At 71.6% G+C, this 21345-nt stretch carries 17 protein-coding genes; 9 read left to right on the top strand and 8 right to left on the bottom strand.

The genetic code is table 11. From position 1 onward, the window contains the following. Positions 1-21: 21 nt before the first annotated feature. On the bottom strand, positions 22-2106 hold the full coding sequence (locus DEJ50_RS16975) for a PhoX family protein (protein WP_150208830.1): 2085 nt from the start codon (positions 2104-2106) through the stop codon (positions 22-24). A 309-nt stretch (positions 2107-2415) separates the two neighbouring features. Here DEJ50_RS16975 and DEJ50_RS16970 point away from each other — a divergent pair, with 309 nt between their 5' ends. Next, a complete protein-coding gene (locus tag DEJ50_RS16970; RefSeq protein WP_150208829.1) occupies positions 2416-3840 on the top strand; it encodes a VWA domain-containing protein in 1425 nt (474 codons plus the stop codon). 83 nt (positions 3841-3923) lie between these two features. Next, a complete protein-coding gene (locus DEJ50_RS16965; RefSeq protein WP_150208828.1) occupies positions 3924-4553 on the top strand; it encodes a hypothetical protein in 630 nt (209 codons plus the stop codon). Here DEJ50_RS16965 and aspS read toward each other — a convergent pair. After that, the gene (gene aspS / locus DEJ50_RS16960) at positions 4550-6367 is read right to left on the bottom strand and encodes an aspartate--tRNA ligase (RefSeq protein WP_150212182.1); all 1818 of its coding nucleotides are present in this window, start codon (positions 6365-6367) and stop codon (positions 4550-4552) included. The genes DEJ50_RS16965 and aspS overlap by 4 nt on opposite strands. A 125-nt stretch (positions 6368-6492) precedes the next feature. Between aspS and DEJ50_RS16955 the strand changes: the two genes are divergently transcribed. Together DEJ50_RS16955 and DEJ50_RS16950 are read left to right on the top strand one after the other, a co-directional pair. Continuing rightward, positions 6493-8655 carry a SpoIIE family protein phosphatase gene (locus tag DEJ50_RS16955; protein ID WP_150212181.1) on the top strand — a complete coding sequence of 721 codons (2163 nt, stop codon included), beginning with the start codon at positions 6493-6495 and terminating at the stop codon, positions 8653-8655. Positions 8656-8667: 12 nt separating this feature from the next. Then, positions 8668-9747, top strand: coding sequence for an AI-2E family transporter (locus DEJ50_RS16950; protein WP_150212180.1), 1080 nt, complete (start codon positions 8668-8670; stop codon positions 9745-9747). Positions 9748-9749: 2 nt separating this feature from the next. Here the strand turns inward: DEJ50_RS16950 and DEJ50_RS16945 are convergent, their stop codons facing one another. Then, complete coding sequence (locus DEJ50_RS16945; protein ID WP_150208827.1) at positions 9750-10754, bottom strand: pirin family protein; 1005 nt, start codon at positions 10752-10754, stop codon at positions 9750-9752. A 127-nt stretch (positions 10755-10881) separates the two neighbouring features. On the opposite strand from DEJ50_RS16945, the gene DEJ50_RS16940 reads away from it, so the two are divergent. Further along, complete coding sequence (locus DEJ50_RS16940) at positions 10882-11376, top strand: hypothetical protein (RefSeq protein WP_150208826.1); 495 nt, start codon at positions 10882-10884, stop codon at positions 11374-11376. Here DEJ50_RS16940 and DEJ50_RS16935 read toward each other — a convergent pair. After that, positions 11373-11822, bottom strand: a complete 450-nt coding sequence (locus tag DEJ50_RS16935) for an SseB family protein (RefSeq protein ID WP_150208825.1) — start codon at positions 11820-11822, stop codon at positions 11373-11375. The two genes, DEJ50_RS16940 and DEJ50_RS16935, sit on opposite strands and share 4 nt — an antisense overlap. A gap of 147 nt (positions 11823-11969) precedes the next feature. Here DEJ50_RS16935 and DEJ50_RS16930 point away from each other — a divergent pair, with 147 nt between their 5' ends. From DEJ50_RS16930 to DEJ50_RS16920, 3 genes are all read left to right on the top strand, one after another. Beyond that, positions 11970-13796 (top strand): acyl-CoA dehydrogenase, encoded by a 1827-nt coding sequence (locus DEJ50_RS16930; protein WP_150208824.1) that lies wholly within the window; start codon positions 11970-11972, stop codon positions 13794-13796. A gap of 145 nt (positions 13797-13941) precedes the next feature. After that, a complete protein-coding gene (locus tag DEJ50_RS16925; protein ID WP_150208823.1) occupies positions 13942-14670 on the top strand; it encodes a hypothetical protein in 729 nt (242 codons plus the stop codon). Positions 14671-14770: 100 nt separating this feature from the next. Further along, positions 14771-16063: a M18 family aminopeptidase gene (locus tag DEJ50_RS16920; protein ID WP_150208822.1), complete on the top strand. Its 1293-nt coding sequence runs from the start codon at positions 14771-14773 to the stop codon at positions 16061-16063. A gap of 26 nt (positions 16064-16089) precedes the next feature. Here DEJ50_RS16920 and DEJ50_RS16915 read toward each other — a convergent pair whose 3' ends face one another. The 3 genes from DEJ50_RS16915 to DEJ50_RS16905 all read right to left on the bottom strand — a co-directional run bounded on the left by DEJ50_RS16915 (position 16090) and on the right by DEJ50_RS16905 (position 19801). Beyond that, entirely contained in the window at positions 16090-17361 is a 1272-nt protein-coding gene (locus tag DEJ50_RS16915; protein ID WP_150208821.1) for an alpha/beta hydrolase family protein, read from the bottom strand. A gap of 86 nt (positions 17362-17447) precedes the next feature. Beyond that, positions 17448-17966: a GNAT family N-acetyltransferase gene (locus DEJ50_RS16910; RefSeq protein WP_150208820.1), complete on the bottom strand. Its 519-nt coding sequence runs from the start codon at positions 17964-17966 to the stop codon at positions 17448-17450. Next, positions 17963-19801 (bottom strand): NHL domain-containing thioredoxin family protein, encoded by a 1839-nt coding sequence (locus DEJ50_RS16905; RefSeq protein ID WP_150208819.1) that lies wholly within the window; start codon positions 19799-19801, stop codon positions 17963-17965. The genes DEJ50_RS16910 and DEJ50_RS16905 overlap by 4 nt, the downstream gene beginning before the upstream one ends. A gap of 120 nt (positions 19802-19921) precedes the next feature. Between DEJ50_RS16905 and DEJ50_RS16900 the strand changes: the two genes are divergently transcribed. After that, on the top strand, positions 19922-20503 hold the full coding sequence (locus DEJ50_RS16900) for a Uma2 family endonuclease (RefSeq protein ID WP_150208818.1): 582 nt from the start codon (positions 19922-19924) through the stop codon (positions 20501-20503). 23 nt (positions 20504-20526) lie between these two features. Here the strand turns inward: DEJ50_RS16900 and DEJ50_RS16895 are convergent, their stop codons facing one another. Then, complete coding sequence (locus DEJ50_RS16895; RefSeq protein WP_150208817.1) at positions 20527-21321, bottom strand: carbon-nitrogen family hydrolase; 795 nt, start codon at positions 21319-21321, stop codon at positions 20527-20529. Positions 21322-21345: the final 24 nt, after the last annotated feature.

Genomic DNA, 21345 nt, shown 5'->3' with positions numbered 1-21345 from the left:
AACACGGCCCCAACTTCACCCTCAGACGCCGATGTTGCGGCCGTCCTTGCGCCAGACGCTTACGACCGCCGGGCGGACCATCTTGCCCGGGCCGTCGGGCCACACCGAGGCCGGCTTCTCGACGGAGGCGCCGTCGATCTCACCCGGGTGCTGGACCGCGACCAGGACCCGCTTGTCCTGGATGATCGGGCCGCAGGTTTCCGCGCCCTTCGGAACGGTCAGGAACTGCTTCAGCTCACCGCGGCGCTCACCGGCGGTCGCCACGCCGAACAGGCCGTCGTGGGAGCCGAGCTGGGCACCGTCGGTGGAGATCCACAGGTTGCCGTGCGGGTCGAAGGCCACGTTGTCCGGGCAGGAGATCGGGCTGACCTTGTCCTTCGGGAATCCGGCGAAGTAGGTGGCCGGGTCGTTCGGGTCACCGGCGACCAGGAAGAGGCGCCAGGCGAAGGCGTCACCGGCCGGGTCGTCGAAGCTCTCGGCGAGCTCCAGGATCTGGCCGTGCTTGTTGAGGTTGCGCGGGTTCGCCTCGGTCGCGCCTTCCGCCTTGCCGGGCTTGCCGCGGTCGGTGTTGTTGGTCAGCGCGACGTAGACCCGGCCGGTGCGCGGGGACGGCTCGACGTCCTCGGGGCGGTCCATCTTGGTGGCGCCCACCTTGTCGGCGGCCTGCCGGGTGAAGATGTACACCTCCTCGGCGGTGAAGCCCTCCACGTGGGAGACGTTGCCGGTGGCCAGCGGGATCCACACGCCGGTGCCGTCGAACTGGCCGTCGCTCGGGTACTTGCCGGTGCCGTCGATCTCCGCGGCCGGGGAGTCGCCGGTGAGCTTGGCGACGTAGAGGGTGCCCTCGTCGAGGAGCGTCAGGTTGTGCTCCTTCGCCGCCCGGCTGTTGCCCTTCTTCATCTGCTTGCTCGACACGAACTTGTAGAAGTAGTCGAAGCGCTCATCGTCGCCCATGTAGACGACCGGACGGCCGTCCTCGGTGAGACGGGGCTGCGCGGCCTCGTGCTTGAAGCGGCCGAGGGCGGTGCGCTTGCGCGGGACCGAGTTCGGGTCGTACGGGTCGAGCTCGACCACGTAGCCGAAGCGGTTCGCCTCGTTGGGCTCCTGGGCCACGTCGAAGCGCTTGTCGAACCGCTCCCACTTGCGCTCGGAGGCGGCGCCGGTGATGCCGTAGCGCTTCAGGCGGGCCGCCTGGACCGGCTCGGTGACGCTGCCGCCGTTGGCGAAGTACTGGTTGAAGTTCTCCTCGCCGTGGAGGGTGGTGCCCCACGGGGTGGTGCCGCCGGCGCAGTTGTTGAGGGTGCCGAGCACCTTGGTGCCGGTCGGGTCGACGGAGGTCTTCAGCAGGTCGCTGCCCGCGGCCGGGCCGGCCATGCGGAACTCGCTGGTGGTGTGCAGGCGGCGGTTGAGCTGGTGGCGGCTGACGGCCGTCAGCTTGCCGCTGCGGTGGTCCTCCTGGACGACGACCACGGACAGGCCGTGCGCGGCCCAGGCGATCTCGACCTGCTCGCGGGTCGGGTTGGCCGCGTCGTAGCCCTTGAACATCAGGACTTCGTCCGTGTACTCGTGGTTGGCGACCATCAGCTGCTGGCGCTCGTAGTTGCCGCCGAGCGGGAGCAGGCTGAGGAAGTCGTTGTTGTAGCCGAACTGACCGGCCTGGGCGGCGGCGGTCTGCTTGTCGGGGTTGAAGCCCGGGGCGCCGCGGAGGATCGGGTCACCCCACTTGATCACGACGTTCTGGGCGTAGCCCTCGGGGATGGTGACCTGGTCGGCGGTGTTGGGGGCGACGGAGGTGAAGCGCAGGCCGCGGGCGGCCTGGCCGCCCTCGGAACCGGCTGCGGCGGCAGCGCCCTCGACGGCGTTGGCGGTGCCACCGCTCTGGCTGAGGGCGACGGAGGTGCCGACCGTACCGGCGACGGTGACCACCGCGGCGGCGCGCATCATCGAGCGGCGGGAGTAGGCCTTGGCTATGACGTCACCGGCGTACTCGTTGTCGCTGGTGTTGGGGACCTCGTGGAAACAGGCGTCACCACAGCGGTAACGGCAGGTGAGGGCGGAGCGACCACCTGCGTGGTTGTTCGAGAGAAGGGGCAGCAGCTTGCGCACGACGACGTCCTCCGGGTAGGTACACGGCGACGCCCCCTGCGCCGACAACGTGTCGGAATGAATCCAGCCGTGACGGTAGGAGGGCGTTGCGCCACTACGGCGGCTCATGGATGAACAATTCATGAACGCGGCCGGTCGGAGCGGGAGTTCACCCGGGCGGCCCCTGTGCTCGTGCGGCAGGCGCCCCGAAAGGGCGCCCTGCCGGTGTTTCCAGCCACGGGGTCGATAACCTTACGTGTCCACTCTGGGCAGGGATCTTCCGCACAGCACGGACAAATGACGCACGCACTCATGCGAAAGGCCTGGCCCATGGGTATTCGGAGCTTGTTGCGCAAGGTGTTCGGCCGGTCTCCGGAACCGGTCCCGGAGAGCACCGATCCCACTGCCACCACCACCGCCCAGCCCGCTCTCCCCGCGCAGGCGGCGGAGCGCACGCCGATGGATGCGGCGGAGGCGCTTGTGGCGGCGTCCTTCGACAATCCGCTGGTGCCGCCGCAGTCGGCCCCGCGCGACCGCGGCACCCTCCTCACGGCCCCGGCTCCGGACCCCACGGTCCCGGAAGCCCGCCGCGCCACCACCTCCACCCCGCCGGTGACCGCCGAGCCCGTGCCCGCGGAGCCCGAGCCCGTACCGGCCGCCGAGGCTGAGCCGGTCGCCGTGCAGGCGGAGCCGGTGGCCGAGCCGGAGCCGATCGTGGAGCCGGCACCCGAGCCGGTGGCCGCCGAGGCCGAGCCGGAGCCGGTCGTGGAGCCCGCAGCTGCGGCCGAGCCCGTGCCGGCGGAGCCGGCCGCCGCAGCCGCCGAGGCGGAGCCGGAGCCCGTGGCCGAGCCGATCGCCGCCGCGGAGCCCGAGCCCGTACCGGCCGCCGCTGAAGCCGAGCCGGTCGCCGTGCAGGCGGAGCCGGTGGCCGAGCCGGAGCCGATCGTGGAGCCGGCACCCGAGCCGGTGGCCGCCGAGGCGGAGCCTGCGGCCGAGCCCGTACCGGCCGCCGAGGCTGAGCCGGTCGCCGTGCAGGCGGAGCCGGTGGCCGCCGAGGCCGAGCCGGAGCCCGAGCCGGTCCAGGCCGAGCCGGTCCAGGCGGAGCCGGCTGTTGCGTTGGCTGCCGTGAAGCGGCGGGCGCCCGGGGTTGCCGGGGCGTACAAGGCCGCCGGGCAGGTGCTGCGCGGCAAGCAGCGGGCCGGCGCGCGGGCCAGGGTCTACCTGGTGCTGGACCGCTCCGGGTCCATGCGGCCGTACTACAAGGACGGCAGCGCCCAGTACCTCGCCGACCACGCCCTCGCCCTCGCCGCGCACCTCGACGAGGAGGCCACCGTCCACACGGTGTTCTTCTCCACCGACATCGACGGGACCGCCGACCTCACCCTCGACGCCCACAACGACGGCTGGGTCGACGCCGCCCACACCTCCCTCGGGCACATGGGCCGCACCAGCTACCACCGTGCCGTCGAGGCGGTCGTCGAGCACTACGAGAAGAACGGCGCCGACGGCCCGGCCTACGTCGTGTTCCAGACGGACGGCGCACCCGACAACCGGGTGCCCGCCCGCCAGGCCCTCGCCGATGCCGCCGCGCACGACATCCACTGGCAGTTCGTCGCCTTCGGTGAACACGACGCGAAGGCCTTCGACTTCCTCCGCAAGCTCGACGCCGAGAACGCCGGCTTCTTCCACGCCGGACCCGCTCCCCGCGAGCTGACCTCCGCCGCCCTCCTCAAGGGCATCCTCAACCGGTTCTGACGTCACGGCGGCCCCGTACTCAGCGCGGATCTGAGTATCCGCGCCGAAGCGGGGCCGCCCGCCCGGCACCTAGCGTGCGGGGCATGGAGAGAGACGAGCCGACGGGGATCGGCACCGCCGCGGCGGTGCTCGGCACACTGGGCCTGATGGCGCTGGTGATGACGCCCGTACTGCTGCCGGCGTCCCTGGCGGCCCCGCCGCTCGGCATCGCCGCCGTGGTGTGCGGCGCAGTGGCCCGCGGCCGGGCCCGACGCAACCTCGCCACCGGACCCGCCACCGGAACCGCCACCACCACCGCCAACCTCGGCATCGGGCTCGGCATCACCGCCTTCGTCGTGCCGGTCCTGTTCCTCACCTGGGCGGCCTGGGCACTGCACGAGGCGTACGACACCGACGGCGACAACGCCAACGGCAGCAACAGCAGCCACGGGCCGGTCGGGTACGTCGCTCCGGAACGGACCTTGGTCTCCTGGTCGGCCGCCCCCAAGCCGGACCGGCAGCACCCCGGCCGGATCGTCTACCGGGACGGCGTCGAGGTCACCGTCCACACGCCCCAGGCCTTCGTCCCCGGACCGGACTCCCCCGCCCCGCTGCCAAAGGGCAAGCAGGCCTACCGGGTCCTGATCAGCATCAGCAGCCCCGCGAGAACGGACGAAGGGCCCGGGATCCGTCCGGATCCCGGGCCCTTCGCGTACAGCTACAGCCAGAACTAGCGCGCCGCGTCCGGGTGGACCGACTCCGACACCGGCTTGGCGTCCGCCGGCTTGACCTCGGCCGGCTTCCGCAGCGCGATGTTCAGCTCGCGCAGGCGGGCCTCCTCCAGCACCGTCGGCGCGCCCATCATCAGGTCCTGCGCGTTGCCGTTCAGCGGGAAGGCGATGGTCTCGCGGATGTTCGGCTCGTCCGCCAGCAGCATCACGATGCGGTCCACGCCCGGGGCGATGCCGCCGTGCGGCGGGGCGCCCAGGCGGAACGCGCGCAGCATGCCGGCGAACTCGCGCTCGACGGTCTCCGCCTCGTAGCCCGCGATCTCGAAGGCCTTCAGCATGACCTCGGGCTCGTGGTTGCGGATGGCGCCGGAGGACAGCTCGATGCCGTTGCAGACGATGTCGTACTGCCAGGCCAGGATGTCCAGCGGGTCCTTCTCCTCCAGGTCCTTCATGCCGCCCTGCGGCATGGAGAACGGGTTGTGGGAGAAGTCGATCCGGCCGGTCTCCTCGTCCTTCTCGTACATCGGGAAGTCGACGATCCAGCAGAACCGGAAGACGTTCTCCTCGAACTGGCCGGCCCGCTTGGCCGCCTCGACCCGGACCGGGCCCATGATCTTGGAGACCTCGTCGAACTCGCCCGCGCCGAAGAACACCGCGTGGCCGGGGACCAGGCCCAGGCGCTCGGTGAGGACCTTGACGTTCTCCTCGGTGAGGAACTTGGCGATCGGGCCGGACAGGCTGCCGTCCTCGCCGACCCGCACCCAGGCCAGGCCCTTCGCGCCCAGCGAGACCGCGAAGTCGCCGAGGCCGTCGAAGAACTTGCGCGGCTGGCCGGCGGTGTCCGGCACCGGCAGGGCGCGCACGTGCTTGCCCGCGAACGCCTTGAACTCCGAGCCCTCGAAGACGTCGGTGATGTCGACGAGTTCCAGCTTGGCGCGCAGGTCGGGCTTGTCGTTGCCGTACTTCAGCATCGACTCGCGGAACGGGATCCGCGGGAACGGGGAGGTGACCTCGCGCCCGCCGCCGAACTCGGTGAAGAGCTCGGTCATCAGCTTCTCGATCGGCTGGAAGACGTCCTCCTGCTCGACGAAGGACATCTCCACGTCGAGCTGGTAGAACTCGCCCGGCGAGCGGTCGGCGCGGGCGTCCTCGTCGCGGAAGCAGGGCGCGATCTGGAAGTAGCGGTCGAAACCGGAGATCATCAGCAGCTGCTTGAACTGCTGCGGCGCCTGCGGCAGGGCGTAGAACTTGCCCGGGTTCAGGCGGGAGGGGACCACGAAGTCGCGCGCGCCCTCGGGGGAGGTGGCGGTGAGGATCGGGGTCGCCATCTCGTTGAAGCCGAGGGCCACCATCTTGTGGCGGATCGCGGCGATGACAGCGGAGCGCAGCATGATGTTGCGGTGCATGCGCTCGCGGCGCAGGTCGAGGAAGCGGTACTCCAGGCGGCGCTCCTCGTTGACGCCGTCGTCCGTGTTGATCGTGAACGGCAGCGGGGCGGCGGCACCGAGCACCTCGACCTCGGCGGCCTCGATCTCGATCTCGCCGGTCGGCAGCTCGGGGTTGATGTTCTCGGCGCCGCGGGAGACGACCTTGCCGTCGACCCGGATCACCGTCTCCTTGGAGAGCTTGTCCAGCGCCTCGGCGGCTGCGGTGCCGGGACGGGCGACGAGCTGCGTGATGCCGTAGTGATCGCGCAGATCGATGAAGAGGATGCCGCCCAGGTCTCGACGATTGTGCAGCCAGCCGCTCAGCCGGACGTCGGTGCCGACGTCAGAGGCGCGGAGCTCGCCGCAGGTGTGGGACCTGTACCGATGCATCATTCATCCAGTTCTTCGCGATAGCAGCTGGGATTCAACCCCACCAAGGTTACCGCCCGGCCCGCAACCGGCCCGCCGACGGCCTGACGGGCGGCTCACGGCTATGACCTGTAAAGATGACGTACATGCGCACCGAGGACGTCCTGGCCGCGATCGCAACCGGCCTGTGGCGCTGGGACAACGCCTCCGGGACGGTCACCCTCGACGGCGAGGCCGCCCGGCTGCTCGGCCTGCCCGCCGAGGAGGTGCACCTCCCCGAGGTCGCGGTGCGCTCCCGCTTCCACCCGGTGGACTGGAACGAGATCAACGGCATCGTGCAGCTGGCGGTCGCCGAGGGCACCCTGGCCGAGGCGCTGCTCCGGGTGATGGACGAGGACGGGCGGGTGCTGCGCACCGTACGCAGCCGCTCCAAGCCGCTGGAGAACCGCACGGCGGACGGCCGTACGGACTACCAGCTGGTCGGCACCCTCCAGGAGATCGCCGCCCCGCAGCCGGGCACCACCGCCGCGCACACCGCGATCACCGGCGACTGGCGGCGCTCCCGGGAGGCCTTCCTGCTGGATGCGGGCCGGGCCCTGGCCGAGGCCCGGTCCACCGCCGAGGTGCTGCGGGTGGCCGCCTCGCTGTCGATGCCCGGGTTCACCCCGGACGGGCTGGCGGTCTTCGGGGTGGCCGGGGACCGGCTGTCGGTCATCGGGCACCACGGGCACAATCCGGGGGACGAGGGTCCGTTCACCGAGATGCTGCTGGAGACGGACTACCCGGCCGCCGAGGTGGTCCGGACCGGGCGGGCGCTCTACCTGCCCAGCCCGGAGGAGTACAAACGGCGCTTCCCGGCGGCCTGGCCGCTGGCCCGGCGCTTCGCCCGCGCCTCCTGGGCCTTCCTGCCGCTGATCGTCGCCGGCCGGACCATGGGCGCCTGGATGGCCGCCTTCAAGCACCCGGTGTCCTTCTCCCCCGACGAACGCTCGGTCCTCACCACGGTCGCCCGGATGCTGGCCCAGGCCCTCCAGCGGGCGGGCGTGGCCGAGTCCGAGCGGGAGCTCACCACCGGTCTCCAGCGGGCGATGATGCCCACCCTCGGGCCGGAGATCCCCGGGATGACGGTCGCCGCCCGCTATGTGCCCACCGGCGGCGGACTCCAGGTCGGCGGCGACTGGTACGACATGATCCCGCTGCCCGGGGGTGACCGGTTCGCCCTGGTCATCGGCGATGTGCAGGGCCATGACGTACGGGCGGCGGGCCTGATGGGCCAGCTCCGGATCGCCGTACGGGCCTACGCCTCGGAGGGCCACCGGCCGGATGCGGTGCTCTCCCGCGCCTCCCGGTTCCTGGCCGGGCTGACCGACTCCTACGAGGAGGACGAGGAGGACGAAGACGTCGGCCCCCGGTTCGCGACCTGTCTGTACGTGGAGTGCGATCCGGAGACCGGGATGCTGGAGGTGGCCCGGGCGGGCCACCCCGACCCGGTGGTCCGGATGACCGACGGGACCGTGCTGATGCGGCCGACGGCGGGCGGACTGCCACTGGGCATCGTCGCGGACACCGACTACCCGACGACCCGGTTCACCCTCGAACCCGGCGAAACGATGATGCTGTGCACGGACGGGCTCATCGAGACCGGCGGTCACGACCTGGACACCGGCTGGGCCCGGCTGCGGGCCATCCTGGAGACCGGCACGCACGAGTCGGAGAGCCTGGAGAAACTCGCGGACCTGCTGGTCTCCGCCGTGCACGGGCCGTCCTCGCATCACACCACCGGCCCGCTGGCCGACCGGCGCGAGGACGACATCGCCCTGGTGCTGCTCTGCCGCGAGGGGCCGGGCTGCGGCTGCGGCGCCGGGCTCGCCCACCCGGCCCGGCCGGTCCGCCGGACCATGCTGACCGTGGCCCAGGCCGAACCGGAACGCATCGCCGGAGCCCGGCAGCAGGTGCGGCAGCTGCTGCACGACTGGGCCGACGAGGACCAGGTCGATTCGGCCGTGCTGATGGTCTCCGAGATGGTCACCAACGTCCTGATGCACACCGACGGCGATGCGCTGCTGGTCGCGGAGGCGGCCGGGGAACACGGCACCCGGCGGCTGCGGGTGGAAGTGGCCGACGGCAGCGACGAACTGCCGCACAAGCGGCACCCCGGCGAGATGGCCTCCAGCGGGCGCGGGGTGCTGCTGATGGAGATGCTGGCCGACCGCTGGGGCGTGGACCCGCGCGGTGAGGGCAAGTCCATCTGGTTCGAGCTGCACGAACAGTCGAAGGCCGACCCGGAGAACCTCCCGGACACCCCCTAATCTGAGCCGGTGATCAGCTCTCTCCTTCCCGAGCCCGTCCGCCGGCTCGCCGCCTGGTGCGCCGTCTTCCTGCTCGTCACCGGTGTGACAGCGGTGCTGGTCTGGCTGTGCATCACCTTCAAGACCGCCGTCACCCCCGCGCTGCTGGCCCTGCTGGGGACGGCCCTGCTCGGGCCGATGCACCGGCGGCTGGTCCGGTGGCGGGTGAACCGTTCCCTCGCCGCCGCGCTCACCTGTCTCGCGGTGGTGGCGGTGGTCGGCGGGGCCACGTACCTGGTGGCGCTGGCGCTGATCGAGACCGGCGACCAGATCATCGACTCCCTGCGCAAGGCGGGCCGGGACCTGGCCCAGCACTTCGGTGCGGCCGGCACCTCGCTGGAGGACCTCGCCAAGAACTCGAAGAGCCTGCTGGAGAAGTTCGGCGGCACCGCCGCCTCCGGTGTGATCACCGGCCTCAGCGTGGTCGGGCAGATGCTCGCCACCGCCGTGCTCGCACTGCTGCTGATCTTCTTCTTCCTGCGGGACTCGCACCGCGCCGCCGTCACCCTGCGCTCGCTGGTCCCCCACCACTCCGGGGACATGGTCGAGGCGATGGGCCGGCGCGCGTTCGACGCCGTCGAGGGCTTTATGCGCGGCACCACGTTTATCGCGCTGATCGACGCCATCCTGATCACCATGGGCCTGCTGGTGCTCAAGGTGCCGGGAGCGGTGGGACTCGGCGCGCTGGTCTTCGTCACCGCCTACATCCCCTACCTCGGCGCCTTCCTCTCCGGTGCCATCGCGGTGCTGGTCGCCTTCGCCGACCGGGGCTGGCTCATCGGCCTGTGGACGCTCGGGCTGATCCTCGCGGTCCAGGTGATAGAGGGCAATGTGCTCCAGCCGGTGGTGCAGAGCCGGACCGTCCAGATGCACCCGGCCGTGGTCATGCTCGCCATCACGGCGGGCGCCGGCGTGGCCGGGATCCTGGGCATGCTGCTGGCCGTGCCGCTGACGGCGGCGGCCTTCGGGGTGGTGTCGGAGCTGCGAACCCGGTACGCGACGGACACCCCGCCCGGGCCCGGGCCGGAGCCCGAGCCCGCCAGAACCTCTTAGATCTAGCCCGCCTCTTCCTCGTCCACCGCGCCGGTGCCGCGGTGGCCGAGGCCGGTGCGCTCGGTGGTCGGGATCCGGCCCAGCCGGCCCGCCTGGAAGTCCTCGAAGGCCTGCTGGAGTTCGGCGTGGCTGTTCATCACGAACGGGCCGTAGTGCGCCATGGGCTCCCGGATCGGGCGCCCGCCCAGCAGGACGACCTCCAGGTCCGGAGCATGGGAGTCCTGGGACTCGTCCGCCCGGACGGTGATCGAGCCGCCCTCGCCGAACACCGCGGTCTGGCCGGTGTGGACCGGCCGCCGTTCGGCGCCGACCGAGCCGCGCCCGGCCAGGACGTACGCGAGGCCGTTGAAGTCCTCCCGCCACGGCAGGGTGAGCTGCGCACCCGGGGTGACCGTCGCGTGGATCATCGTGATCGGGGTGTGGGTGATGCCCGGACCCTGGTGACCGTCCAGCTCACCGGCGATCACCCGGAGCAGCGCGCCGCCGTCGGGCGTGGTGAGCAGCCGGACCCGGCCGCCGCCGATGTCCTGGTACCGCGGGGGCATCATCTTGTCGGAGGCCGGCAGGTTCACCCACAGCTGGAGGCCGTGGAACAGCCCGCCGGACACGACCAGGGACTCCGGCGGGGCCTCGATGTGCAGGAGGCCGGAGCCGGCGGTCATCCACTGGGTGTCCCCGCCGTTGATGACACCGCCCCCGCCGTTGCTGTCCTGGTGCACGAAGGTTCCGTCGATCAGGTACGTGACGGTCTCGAAGCCGCGGTGCGGGTGCCACGGGGTGCCCTTGGGCTCGCCCGGCGCGTACTCCACCTCGCCCATCTGGTCCATCATGATGAACGGGTCGAGGTACTGGTAGTTGATGCCGGCGAACGCGCGGCGCACCGGGAATCCCTCGCCCTCGAACCCGCCCGGCGCGGTCGTCACGGCGAGCACCTTGCGCGGCACGGCCGCCTGGGGCTCGGCGACGCGCGGGAGCGTCAGCGGGTTCTCCACAGTCACTGCAGGCATGGTCGGACCTCCTTCTGCGTCGAGTTTAGTTGAAACTCGAACTTTCTGCCACACCCGCAGAACAGGAAGGGCCCCGGGGGAATTCCCCGGGGCCAACCTTTGCCCGTGGCCGTGCGTCCTACCGGGCATGATGGAGATCATCGACAGCGACGACATCGCCGACGACGAGGAAGAGGGCGAGCTCCGCCCCGGCCCGCTGTGGCGCCATGCGCTCTGGGTCCTGGGCATCACCGTCTGCGCGGTCGGCGCCGGCTGGGTCGCCTCGTGGTGGCGGCTGGGTCCGGAGGACTACGGCATCCCGAGCGCCGCGCCCGGCCCGGTGTGGCCTCTGCTCGCCGTGTGCGGAGCCATCGGCCTGGCGGCCACCACGCTGCTGCGGGCGACCGCCGCCCGGATCATCCTCTACGCCCCCGGCCGGGTCGGCTTCGTCCTGGTCATGGTGGGCACCCGGCTGGCCCTCGGCTTCCGCCCGGAGCCCCCCGTCCTCGCGGCCGGGGCCGTCGCGGTCGTCCTCGCGGCTGCGGTCTGGTGCGGGTACGGCGCGTGGACGCACCGCAGCACCACCCCCGCAGTCGCAGGCGCAGTCGCAGCCAGGCCGCCGGCCGGCCGCAGGGCGCGCTAGCCGTACATACGGCGCATCGCGAAGTCGACCATCTGCTCGACCGCCTTCGCGTCGAAGACCATCCGGTGGTCGCCCTCCATGTCGAGGACGAAGCCATACCCCGTCGGCAGCAGGTCGATGACCTCCGCGCCGGTGATCACGAAGTACTTGGACTCCTTGCCGGCGTACCGGCGCAGCTCCTTGAGCGTGGTGAACATCGGGATCACCGGCTGCTGCGTGTTGTGCAGCGCCAGGAAGCCCGGGGTGTCACCGCGCGGGCAGTAGACCCGCGATGTGGCGAAAATCTGCTGGAAATCCTCGGCCGACAGCGAGCCTGTGGTGAAGGCCCGCACCGCATCGGCCAGCGACGGCGGAGAGGGCTCGGGGTAGAGCGGCTGCTCGGCGTAGCCACCGGGCATCTGCTGCTGCGGGGCGGCGTACTGCTGCTGCTGGTCGTAGCCGTACATGGGCCAAGACTACCGAGCCCACCGCGCGACGCTGGTCACAGTCCACAACCAGGGGTTGATTCTTATTACCGGCGGGTAGCACTATTACGTTACCGATTGGTACGTACGTTGGAACCTGTCTCCCGAGCGCTTAACGGAGCCGTCGCCATGGGGCACTACAAGTCGAATCTCCGCGACATCGAGTTCAACCTCTTCGAGGTGCTCGGCCGCGACAAGCTGTACGGCACCGGCCCGTTCGAGGAGATGGACACCGAGACCGCGAAGAGCGTCCTGTCCGAGATCGCCCGCCTCGCCGAGAACGAGCTGGCCGCCTCCTTCGAGGACGCCGACCGCAACCCGCCCGTCTTCGACCCGGCGACCAACACCGCCCCCGTCCCGGCCTCCTTCAAGAAGAGCTACGAAGCCTTCATGGAGTCCGAGTACTGGCGTCTGGGCCTGCCCGAGGAGATCGGCGGCACCACCTCCCCGCGTTCCCTGATCTGGGCCTACGCGGAGCTCCTGCTCGGCTCGAACCCGGCCATCTGGATGTACTCCTCCGGCCCGGCGTTCGCCGGCATCCTCTTCGAAGAGGGCAACGAGGCGCAGAAGAAGGTCGCGCAGATAGCCGTCGAGAAGCGCTGGGGCTCCACCATGGTCCTCACCGAGCCGGACGCCGGCTCGGACGTCGGCGCCGGCCGCACCAAGGCGATCCAGCAGGCCGACGGCTCCTGGCACATCGAGGGCGTGAAGCGCTTCATCACCTCCGGTGAGCACGACATGGAGGAGAACATCCTCCACTACGTCCTCGCCCGCCCCGAGGGCCACGGCCCCGGCACCAAGGGCCTCTCCCTCTTCCTGGTCCCGAAGTTCCACTTCGACTGGGAGACCGGCGAGCTGGGTGAGCGCAACGGCGTCTACGCCACCAACGTCGAGCACAAGATGGGCCTCAAGGCCTCCAACACCTGCGAGATGACCTTCGGCGACCAGCACCCCGCCAAGGGCTGGCTGATCGGCGACAAGCACGACGGCATCCGCCAGATGTTCATGATCATCGAGTTCGCCCGCATGATGGTCGGCACGAAGGCCATCGCCACGCTCTCCACCGGCTACCTGAACGCCCTGGAGTACGCCAAGGAGCGCGTGCAGGGTCCGGACCTGGCGAACTTCATGGACAAGACCGCGCCCAAGGTCACCATCACGCACCACCCCGACGTCCGCCGCTCGCTGATGACGCAGAAGGCGTACGCCGAGGGCATGCGCGCCCTCGTCCTCTACACCGCCGCCGTCCAGGACGAGATCGCCCTGAAGCAGGCCGCCGGCGAGGACGCCTCGGCTCAGGTCGGCCTCAACGACCTGCTGCTGCCGATCGTGAAGGGCTACGGCTCGGAGCGCTCGTACGAGCAGCTGGCGCAGTCCCTGCAGACCTTCGGCGGCTCCGGCTACCTGCAGGAATACCCGATCGAGCAGTACATCCGGGACGCCAAGATCGACACCCTCTACGAGGGCACCACGGCCATCCAGGGCCAGGACTTCTTCTTCCGGAAGATCGTCCGCGACCAGGGCGCCTCCCTGAACGTCCTCTCCGAGACGATCAAGAAGTTCCTGGCCGAGGGCGAGGGCGGCGAGGAGCTGGCCGACGCCCGCGACGCGCTGGCCAAGGCCGCCGTCGACCTCGAGGGCATCGTCGGCAAGATGATCACCGACCTCACCGCCACCGGCGAGGACGTCAAGAACATCTACAAGGTGGGCCAGAACACCACCCGCCTGCTGATGGCCTCCGGCGACGTCGTGGTCGGCTACCTGCTGCTCAAGGGCGCCGCCGTGGCCGCCGGGAAGCTGGCCGGCGCCTCCGCCAAGGACGTGCCGTTCTACCAGGGCAAGATCGCGGCGGCGAAGTTCTTCGCCTCCCAGATCCTGCCGGGCGTCGCGGTCGCCCGCCAGCTCGCCGAGGCCGTCGACAACTCGCTGATGGACCTCGACGAGGCCGCCTTCTAAGGGACAGCCCCAGGGCCCCAGGCGGACCCCATCCGTACGCGGTGTACGTACGAAGCTGTGGCCGGACCTCCCCTACCGGGGGTCCGGCCACAGCCGTGACGGCCGCCGGTCACCGTTGTCGGACATCCATGGGACGCTCGTAGGTATGAGTCCACAGGAGCAGCAGCACGGCCGGGGATACTCCGTCCCGGCCGGGCGCCCGTACGCCCTCAAGGAGCTCCAGTCGAACCTGGGCGCCCTCGGCGACCAGGTCAAGGACCTGTACGAGGGCGCACACCCCGGCGAATACGAAGGCGTCGCCGACGCGCTCTACGCCGCCTTCCAGACCGCCGCCGGGCTCGCCCCGGCCAAGAGCTACACCGGCTGCCCCGACCATCCCAACGGCGCCATCGACCCCGAGGCCCCCGAGGGCTGGGGCCGCTGCCTGCTCTGCAACGACCGGCGCCGGCTCGGACAGCGCACCCAGGGCGGACGCACCGCCGCCCCGGCCGTGGAACAGCGCCGCCTCGGCTACCCGGTGCCCCCGCCGCCGTACACCCTGCACCTGCTCCGGACCTACCTCCGCGCCATCGAGGACCGCCGGTTCGATCTCGGCTTCTCCTCCCCCGACGCGGAGTTCGTGCAGATCGCCGACGATCTGCACCGCGCGTTCATCGTGGCCCGCGAACTCTCCCGCCCGCGGGGCGCCTCCGGCTGCGCCGAACATCCCGGCGCGCCGGTGGACCCCGATGCTCCGCCCGGGGAAGCCTGTATCTTCTGCGCCGGACGCAGAAGACGCGCACAGCGCCCGCCGCAGACCCCGGAGATGCTCCCGCGCATCCGCCGGGGAGAGCGGCGCCGGCTGCAACGCCGTTTCGAGCGCCCGCCGGGCTGACCGAACCCGGGACCGCGTTCACCACCACGCGCAACCGCACTCTTCGGCCATCCGCCGCAGTCCGGCCATGACGAACACGACCGTCGTTAAGGTGAACCACATGAGCTCTCCCGCCCGCTTCGACCGCGGCCACACCGACGATCTGATGACCTTCCTGGCGGCGAGCCCCTCGCCGTACCACGCCGTGGCCAACTCGGCCGAGCGGCTGGAGAAGGCGGGCTTCAGGCAGGTCGCGGAAACGGACGCCTGGGACTCGACTGCGGGCGGCAAGTTCGTGCTCCGCGGCGGCGCGATCATCGCCTGGTACGTGCCCGAGGACGCCGCTGCACACACCCCGTTCCGGATCATCGGCGCGCACACCGACTCCCCGAACCTGCGGGTCAAGCCGCAGCCGGACACCGGCTCCCAGGGCTGGCGGCAGATCGCCGTGGAGATCTACGGCGGCACCCTGCTCAACACCTGGCTGGACCGGGACCTCGGCCTGGCAGGCCGGCTGACCCTGCGCGACGGAAGCGACCGCCTGGTCAATGTGGACCGCGCACTGCTCCGCGTCCCCCAACTCGCCGTCCACCTCGACCGGTCGGTCAACAGCGACGGCCTGAAGCTGGACAAGCAGCGGCACATGCAGCCGATCTGGGGCCTCGGCGAGGTCCGGGAGGGCGACCTGATCGCCTTCCTGGAGGAGGAAGAGGGCCTGCCCCAGGGCTCGGTGGCCGGCTGGGACCTGATGGTCCACTCCATCGAACCGCCCGCCTATCTCGGCCGCGACCGCGAACTGCTGGCCGGCCCGCGGATGGACAACCTGCTGTCCGTGCACGCGGGCGTGGCCGCGCTGGCCGCCGTGTCCACCGCCGGGAAGCTCCCGTACATCCCCGTCCTCGCGGCCTTCGACCACGAGGAGAACGGCTCCCAGTCCGACACCGGCGCCGACGGCCCGCTCCTGGGCAATGTGCTGGAACGATCCGTCTTCGCCCGCGGCGGCTCCTACGAGGACCGCGCCCGGGCCTTCGCCGGCACGGTCTGCCTCTCCTCCGACACCGGCCACGCCGTCCACCCCAACTACGGCGAACGGCACGACCCGACGCACCACCCGCGCGCCAACGGCGGCCCGATCCTCAAGGTCAACGTCAACCAGCGGTACGCCACCGACGGCAGCGGGCGCGCGGTGTTCGCCGCCGCCTGCGAGCGGGCCGGGGTGCCCTGGCAGAGCTTCGTGTCCAACAACTCGATGCCCTGCGGCACCACCATCGGCCCGATCACGGCAGCCCGCCACGGCATCCAGACCGTCGACATCGGCGTGGCGATCCTGTCGATGCACAGCGCCCGCGAACTGTGCGGCGCGGAGGACCCGTACCTGCTCGCGAACGCGCTGGTGGCCTTCCTGGAGGGCTAGGACGCCCCCTGGAGGTATCCGGAAGATCAGGGCCGGGACAGGGCGTCGAACCAGCGGGCCACCTCGCCCAGCGACCGGATCGCGGTGCCGTTGTGGTCCGCGGCCGGCCCCTGGTCCACCAGCCGGGCCCGCACCCCGTTCCCGGCCAGCTCCGCGGCACAGGCCCGGGCATGGCCGATCGGCACGTCCCGGTCGCCGGCCGCCGCGTACAGGCGGACCGGGACACCGGGCCGCCAGTCGCAGACACCGGAGTTGGCGCGCAGCACCGACAGCAGCGCGCCCTCCGGGCGGCGGACCAGCTCGGCCCAGGCGGGGGTGAGGAGTTCGTCGAGGGTGCCCGGCAGCGCGGCGACGATCTCCTCCTCGGAACGGCTGCCGTCGAACAGCCCCGCCACGCGCTGCGCGTACGGCTCCCGGAACACCTCCGCCGGGTCCCGGTAGAGCGGGTGCAGCCGGTTCTGCGCGGTGAGGAAGTAGGAGAGGTAGAAGACGGCGCTGCGGGGGTCGGTCCGGCCGTCGGTCAGCGCCGTCATCTGGCCCGCCAGGTCGTACGGGCCCGCCATCGGAGCCAGCGCGCGCAGCCGGAACCCCGAGCCGGGGCGGGAGAGTTCACGGCCGAGGGCCATCGCGACCTGCCCGCCCTGGGAGAACCCGGTGACATACACATCGCGGCTGAGCGGCCGGCCGAGCCGGCCGCTCGCGGTACGGGCGGCGCGCAGCATGTCGTGGGAGGCGGTCACGGCCGAGCGGGTGTCCAGGTAGGGGTGCGGCCCGGGGCCGCCGCCGAGCCCGAGGTAGTCGGGCGCCGCCACCGCCCGCCCGGCGGAGGCGTGCAGGTAGGGGGTGAGCCGGTTCCAGCCGAGCGGGCCCGAGGGCGCGCCGTCGCGGTAGGCGAGGGTGCCATGGGTGTCGGAGACCAGGTCAGGGCGGCGCGGGCCGCCCTCGGGCAGGGTCAGCAGTCCGGTCGCGGTGGTGGGGCGGCCCTCCGGGGTGACGGTGGCGTACTCGATCCGGTAGGCCCGCACCCCGTACCGGACGGTCGCCGTGTCCACCCCGGACTCGGCCTCGTAGGCCCGTACTTGGTCCCGGCCGAGGGCGGCCACCGGGGTCACCCGGAGCAGGGTCCCGCGCGGGGCCGCCTGCGGTGCGGCCGTCGCTTCGACGGCCGGCTTCCATCCGGGGCCGGGGCCGGGGGCAGGGCCGGGGCCGGCAGCCGCCGCCACCGGCACGGCGAGCGAGCCGAGCACGGCTGCCAGCACGACGGCGGCGGCGCCGCGGACCAGGTTGTTCTTCATCATGCCCATGACGCTACGAAACCCGCCGCCGGACCAACATCAGGCTGACCGGCGCCTGTTGACGGGGGATAACCCCCGGTCACGCGGGGTCAGCCGCCGGCCGGACGCGGCAGCACCAGCACCCTGGTGGTACTGCCGTCCTCCTCCGCGATGTCCCGCACCCACCGGAACCCGAGCCGGTCGAGCAGCACCAGGGAGCCCTCGTTCGGCGCGGCCACCGTCGCGTACACCTCGGCCAGGCCGAGGGTGGCCCAGCCGTACCCGATGACCGCCCGGGCCAGTTCGGTGCCGAGCCCGCTCCCCCACGCCTCCGGAGCCAGCGCGTACACGATCTCGTGCCCGTCGACCTGCTCGGTCCGCTTGATCTCGGCATGCCCGATCACCGGCCCGCCCCCGGCCCGGCGCACCGCCCAGACGTCGAACAGCCCCTGTGCGTACACCTTGTCGAAGATCCGCCCGAACAGGGCCCGGTCGCTCTCCTCGGTCTCCGTGCCCTCGCCCATCCACCGGGAGACCAGCGGGTTCTGGAACAGCCCGACGAACTCGTCCTCGTCCTCCGGCCGGTACGCCTCCAGCAGCAGCCGCCCGGTCCGCAAGTCCGGCGTCACACGCCCTCCCCTTCTCCCTCGTCCCCGTCGTCCATGCCCGCCAGCACCAGCGCGAGCCGGGAGACCCCGCCGGCCGCGACCGTCACCGGAACCCCCCAGTCCTGCTGATGCACATGGCAGGCCGGGTACTCGTTCTCCGGGTCGTCGTCGCAGGACGCGGCCATCGCCGAAACGTGCAGCACACCGGAGCCGGCCCCGTCGGCCAGCCGGAGCTCCCGGAACAGGTCGGTCCCGGCGCCCGCCCCCTCCGCGAGCAGCTCCGGCGGGGTCGAGGACACCAGCAGCCGGGTGGACGGCCCGTACCGGGTGTCCAGCTTCTGCCCGGTCGGCGCCCGGAACACCACGTCCAGCCGCAGCGCCCCGCCCGCCACCTCGGTGGCGGCCCGCTGCGTGCGGTGCGCCACCGCATCCACCCGTACCGCCTCCTCGGGCAGCCGCAGCCGGGTCAGCCGGTGCCGGGCCGATTCGACGACCACGATCTCCTCGCCGTCGAGCACCGCGTCACTGGGCTCCCGCAGATCGGTGGCGAGGGTGCTGACCTGCCCGGTCGCCGGGTCGAACCGGCGCAGCGCGTGGTTGTACGTGTCGCAGACCGCCACGGACCCGTCCGGCAGCGCGGTCACTCCGAGCGGGTGCTGGAGCAGTGCATGCCCGGCGGCCCCGTCCCGGTGCCCGAAGTCGAACAGCCCGGTCCCGACGGCCGTGTGCACCGTCCCCTCGGTGTCGATCCAGCGCAGCGCGGAGGTCTCGGAGTCGGCGATCCACAGCCGGTCCCCGGCGGCGGCGAGCCCGGACGGCTGCGCGAACCAGGCCTCGGCGGCGGGCCCGTCCACGAGCCCCTCGTTGGTGGTCCCGGCCGCGGCCTCGACGGTGCCCGTCGCGGGGTCCCAGGTCCACAGCTGGTGCACGCCGGCCATGGCGATCCACACCCGGTCCTGCCACCAGGCCACGTCCCACGGCGAGGACAGGTCCACCTCCCGGGCGGGGCCGGCGGTGGGCGAGCCCTGCCACCACTGCCGGCCGGTGCCCGCGACCGTCTCCACCGCTCCGCTCTCCGGGTCGAACACCCTCAGCGCGTGATTGACGGTGTCCGCCACCACGACCTTCCCGTCGGGCAGCAGCGCGAGCCCCTGCGGCTCGCTGAACGCCTCCGGCCCGAACCCGCGCTCCCCGCTGCCGATGCGCCGTACGACGCTCTCCCCGTCCGGGGCGATCTCGACCAGCTGGTGCCGCGTGGAGTCCGACACCAGGAAGTTCCCGTTGCCGAGCACAACGGCCTTGCCGGGGAACCGCAGATGGGTCGCCTCCGGCTCCGGCGCCACATACGGCCCGTCCCCGCGCCGCAGCGTCCCCTTGGCCTCGTGCTCCGCCTCGAGCTCCTCGACCAGCCGCTCGATGGCGTGCGCATGCCCCTCGCCGGCGTGCTGCGCGACCACATACCCCTCGGGGTCGATCACGACGAGCGTGGGCCAGGCGCGGACGGCGTACTGCTTCCAGGTCACCAGCTCGGGATCGTCGAGCACGGGGTGGTGGACCTCGTACCGCTCGACGGCATCGACAACGGCCTGGTGATCGGCCTCGTGCACGAACTTCGGCGAATGCACCCCGATGATCACGACGGTGTCGCGGTGCTTCTCCTCCAGCTCACGGAGCTCATCGAGGACGTGCAGGCAGTTGATGCAGCAAAACGTCCAAAAATCGGCGATCACAATCTTCCCGCGCAGGTCGGCGAGGGAGAGCTCGGTGCCCCCGGTGTTCAGCCAGCCGCCCTTGCCGATCAGCTCGGGGGCGCGGACACGGGCACGTCGTCGGGGTGTGGACGCGGCAGAAGTCATACGGCCAAGGGTGCCATCCCGTCTTTTGTGCGATACCCGCACGGGTGACGGCCCCGGCAACCGCGAGACGGCGGGGCAGCCGGGGTGGCAGCGTGGGACCGAGACGGAAGGAGTGACGTCATGGCCACCGCCGCCGAGCCTCGTGACTACACCACGGGTGTGGATCCCGAACGGGCTCTGAAGTACGCCATTCAGCACATGCAGGGTGACCGCGTGGAGATCATCGAGGGGGTCATCCAGGGGGGATGCGGCGAGGTCAGGCCGCCGACGTGGGACCACGAGGACACGACTGAAGTCATTCGGGACCAGGTGAAGCCACGGGCCCGGGAACTCGGCTGTATCACAGGGTCTGGCAACCTGGACTTTCCTAAAACCGCGAACTGGTACGTGCCGGACTTCGCTGTCGTGCCGCGAGAGCTTGCCTCCGGGGCAGGAGCGCTGCTGCCCGACCAGACGCTCCTGGTCGTCGAGGTCACGTCCCAGTCCAACGCGGAGACCGACCGCGTCGTCAAGCGCAAGCGGTACGCCGAGTACGGGGCCCCGCTCTACCTGCTGGTCGACCGGATCAGCCGCGAGGTCACCCTGTTCTCCCAGCCCGGGCAGCTCGGGTACGAGGCCGCGGACGGCCCGCACCCCTTCGGGACGCCCGTCCGGCTGCCCGAGCCCTTCGACCTCGTACTCGACACCACCGAACTGAAGTGAGGCACCGCTTCCGGAGCTGAGGGTCAGCCGGTGGCCGGGCGGATGCCCAGCATGCGGTCCTTCAGGGCCGGGAACTGTTCGCGGGTCTCCGCCACCTTCGCCGGGTCCAGGTCCACCGTCAGGACCTGCTCGCCCGGGCCGGCCTCCGCCAGGACCTCGCCCCAGGGGTCGACCACCAGGCTGTGGCCCGCCTGCTGCACCCCTGCGTGGGTGCCGGCCGTGGCGCAGGCCAGGACGTACGACTGTTCCTCGATCGCCCGGGCCCGGTTCAGCAGGGTCCAGTGGGCCCGGCGGCGTTCGGGCCAGCCCGCCGAGACGACCAGGGTGGTGGCCCCGGAGTCGACCAGGCCGCGGAAGAGCTCCGGGAAGCGCAGGTCGTAGCAGGTGGCCAGGCCCAGGGTCTGCTCGGGGAGCTCCACGACCGTCAGGGAGTCGCCGGCCGACATCAGCACGGCCTCGCCCTCGTCGAAGCCAAAGCGGTGGATCTTACGGTAGGTGGCGGCCAGCTCGCCGGCCGGGGAGATCACCAGTGCCGTGTTGTACAGCCGGCCGTCTCCCGCCCGCTCCACGATCGACCCGGCGTGCAGCCAGACCCCGGCGTCCCTGGCGGCCTTCGAGAGCTCGGCGTACGTCGGGCCGTCCAGCGGCTCGGCCTCCGTCTCGAACTGCTCGTACGCAAAGGCTCCCATCGGCCACAGCTCCGGCAGTACCACCAGGTCGGCGTCCCGCTGTTCGCGGACCAGCGCGGCGACCCGGGCCCGGCGGGCCGGGACCGACTCGGCGTCGTCCACGGCGATTTGGAGGAGAGAGGCGCGCACGGTACCACCGTCCTGGCGTTCAAG

Source organism: Streptomyces venezuelae, from assembly GCF_008642295.1.
GTDB classification, from domain to species: domain Bacteria; phylum Actinomycetota; class Actinomycetes; order Streptomycetales; family Streptomycetaceae; genus Streptomyces; species Streptomyces venezuelae_C.
The sequence above is the reverse complement of the archived record's forward strand: the minus strand, read 5'-3'. Positions and strand labels throughout refer to the sequence as shown.

Excerpts from the sequence above, each read along its gene's own strand:
- DEJ50_RS16940 (WP_150208826.1), top strand. The coding sequence starts at position 10,882 with ATGATGGAGATCATCGACAGCGACGACATCGCCGACGACGAGGAAGAG.
- aspS (WP_150212182.1), bottom strand. The coding sequence starts at position 6,367 with ATGCATCGGTACAGGTCCCACACCTGCGGCGAGCTCCGCGCCTCTGAC.
- DEJ50_RS16965 (WP_150208828.1), top strand. The coding sequence starts at position 3,924 with ATGGAGAGAGACGAGCCGACGGGGATCGGCACCGCCGCGGCGGTGCTC.
- DEJ50_RS16915 (WP_150208821.1), bottom strand. The coding sequence starts at position 17,361 with ATGATGAAGAACAACCTGGTCCGCGGCGCCGCCGCCGTCGTGCTGGCA.
- DEJ50_RS16925 (WP_150208823.1), top strand. The coding sequence starts at position 13,942 with ATGAGTCCACAGGAGCAGCAGCACGGCCGGGGATACTCCGTCCCGGCC.
- DEJ50_RS16920 (WP_150208822.1), top strand. The coding sequence starts at position 14,771 with ATGAGCTCTCCCGCCCGCTTCGACCGCGGCCACACCGACGATCTGATG.
- DEJ50_RS16970 (WP_150208829.1), top strand. The coding sequence starts at position 2,416 with ATGGGTATTCGGAGCTTGTTGCGCAAGGTGTTCGGCCGGTCTCCGGAA.
- DEJ50_RS16955 (WP_150212181.1), top strand. The coding sequence starts at position 6,493 with ATGCGCACCGAGGACGTCCTGGCCGCGATCGCAACCGGCCTGTGGCGC.
- DEJ50_RS16930 (WP_150208824.1), top strand. The coding sequence starts at position 11,970 with ATGGGGCACTACAAGTCGAATCTCCGCGACATCGAGTTCAACCTCTTC.
- DEJ50_RS16945 (WP_150208827.1), bottom strand. The coding sequence starts at position 10,754 with ATGCCTGCAGTGACTGTGGAGAACCCGCTGACGCTCCCGCGCGTCGCC.
- DEJ50_RS16900 (WP_150208818.1), top strand. The coding sequence starts at position 19,922 with ATGGCCACCGCCGCCGAGCCTCGTGACTACACCACGGGTGTGGATCCC.
- DEJ50_RS16935 (WP_150208825.1), bottom strand. The coding sequence starts at position 11,822 with ATGTACGGCTACGACCAGCAGCAGCAGTACGCCGCCCCGCAGCAGCAG.
- DEJ50_RS16905 (WP_150208819.1), bottom strand. The coding sequence starts at position 19,801 with ATGACTTCTGCCGCGTCCACACCCCGACGACGTGCCCGTGTCCGCGCC.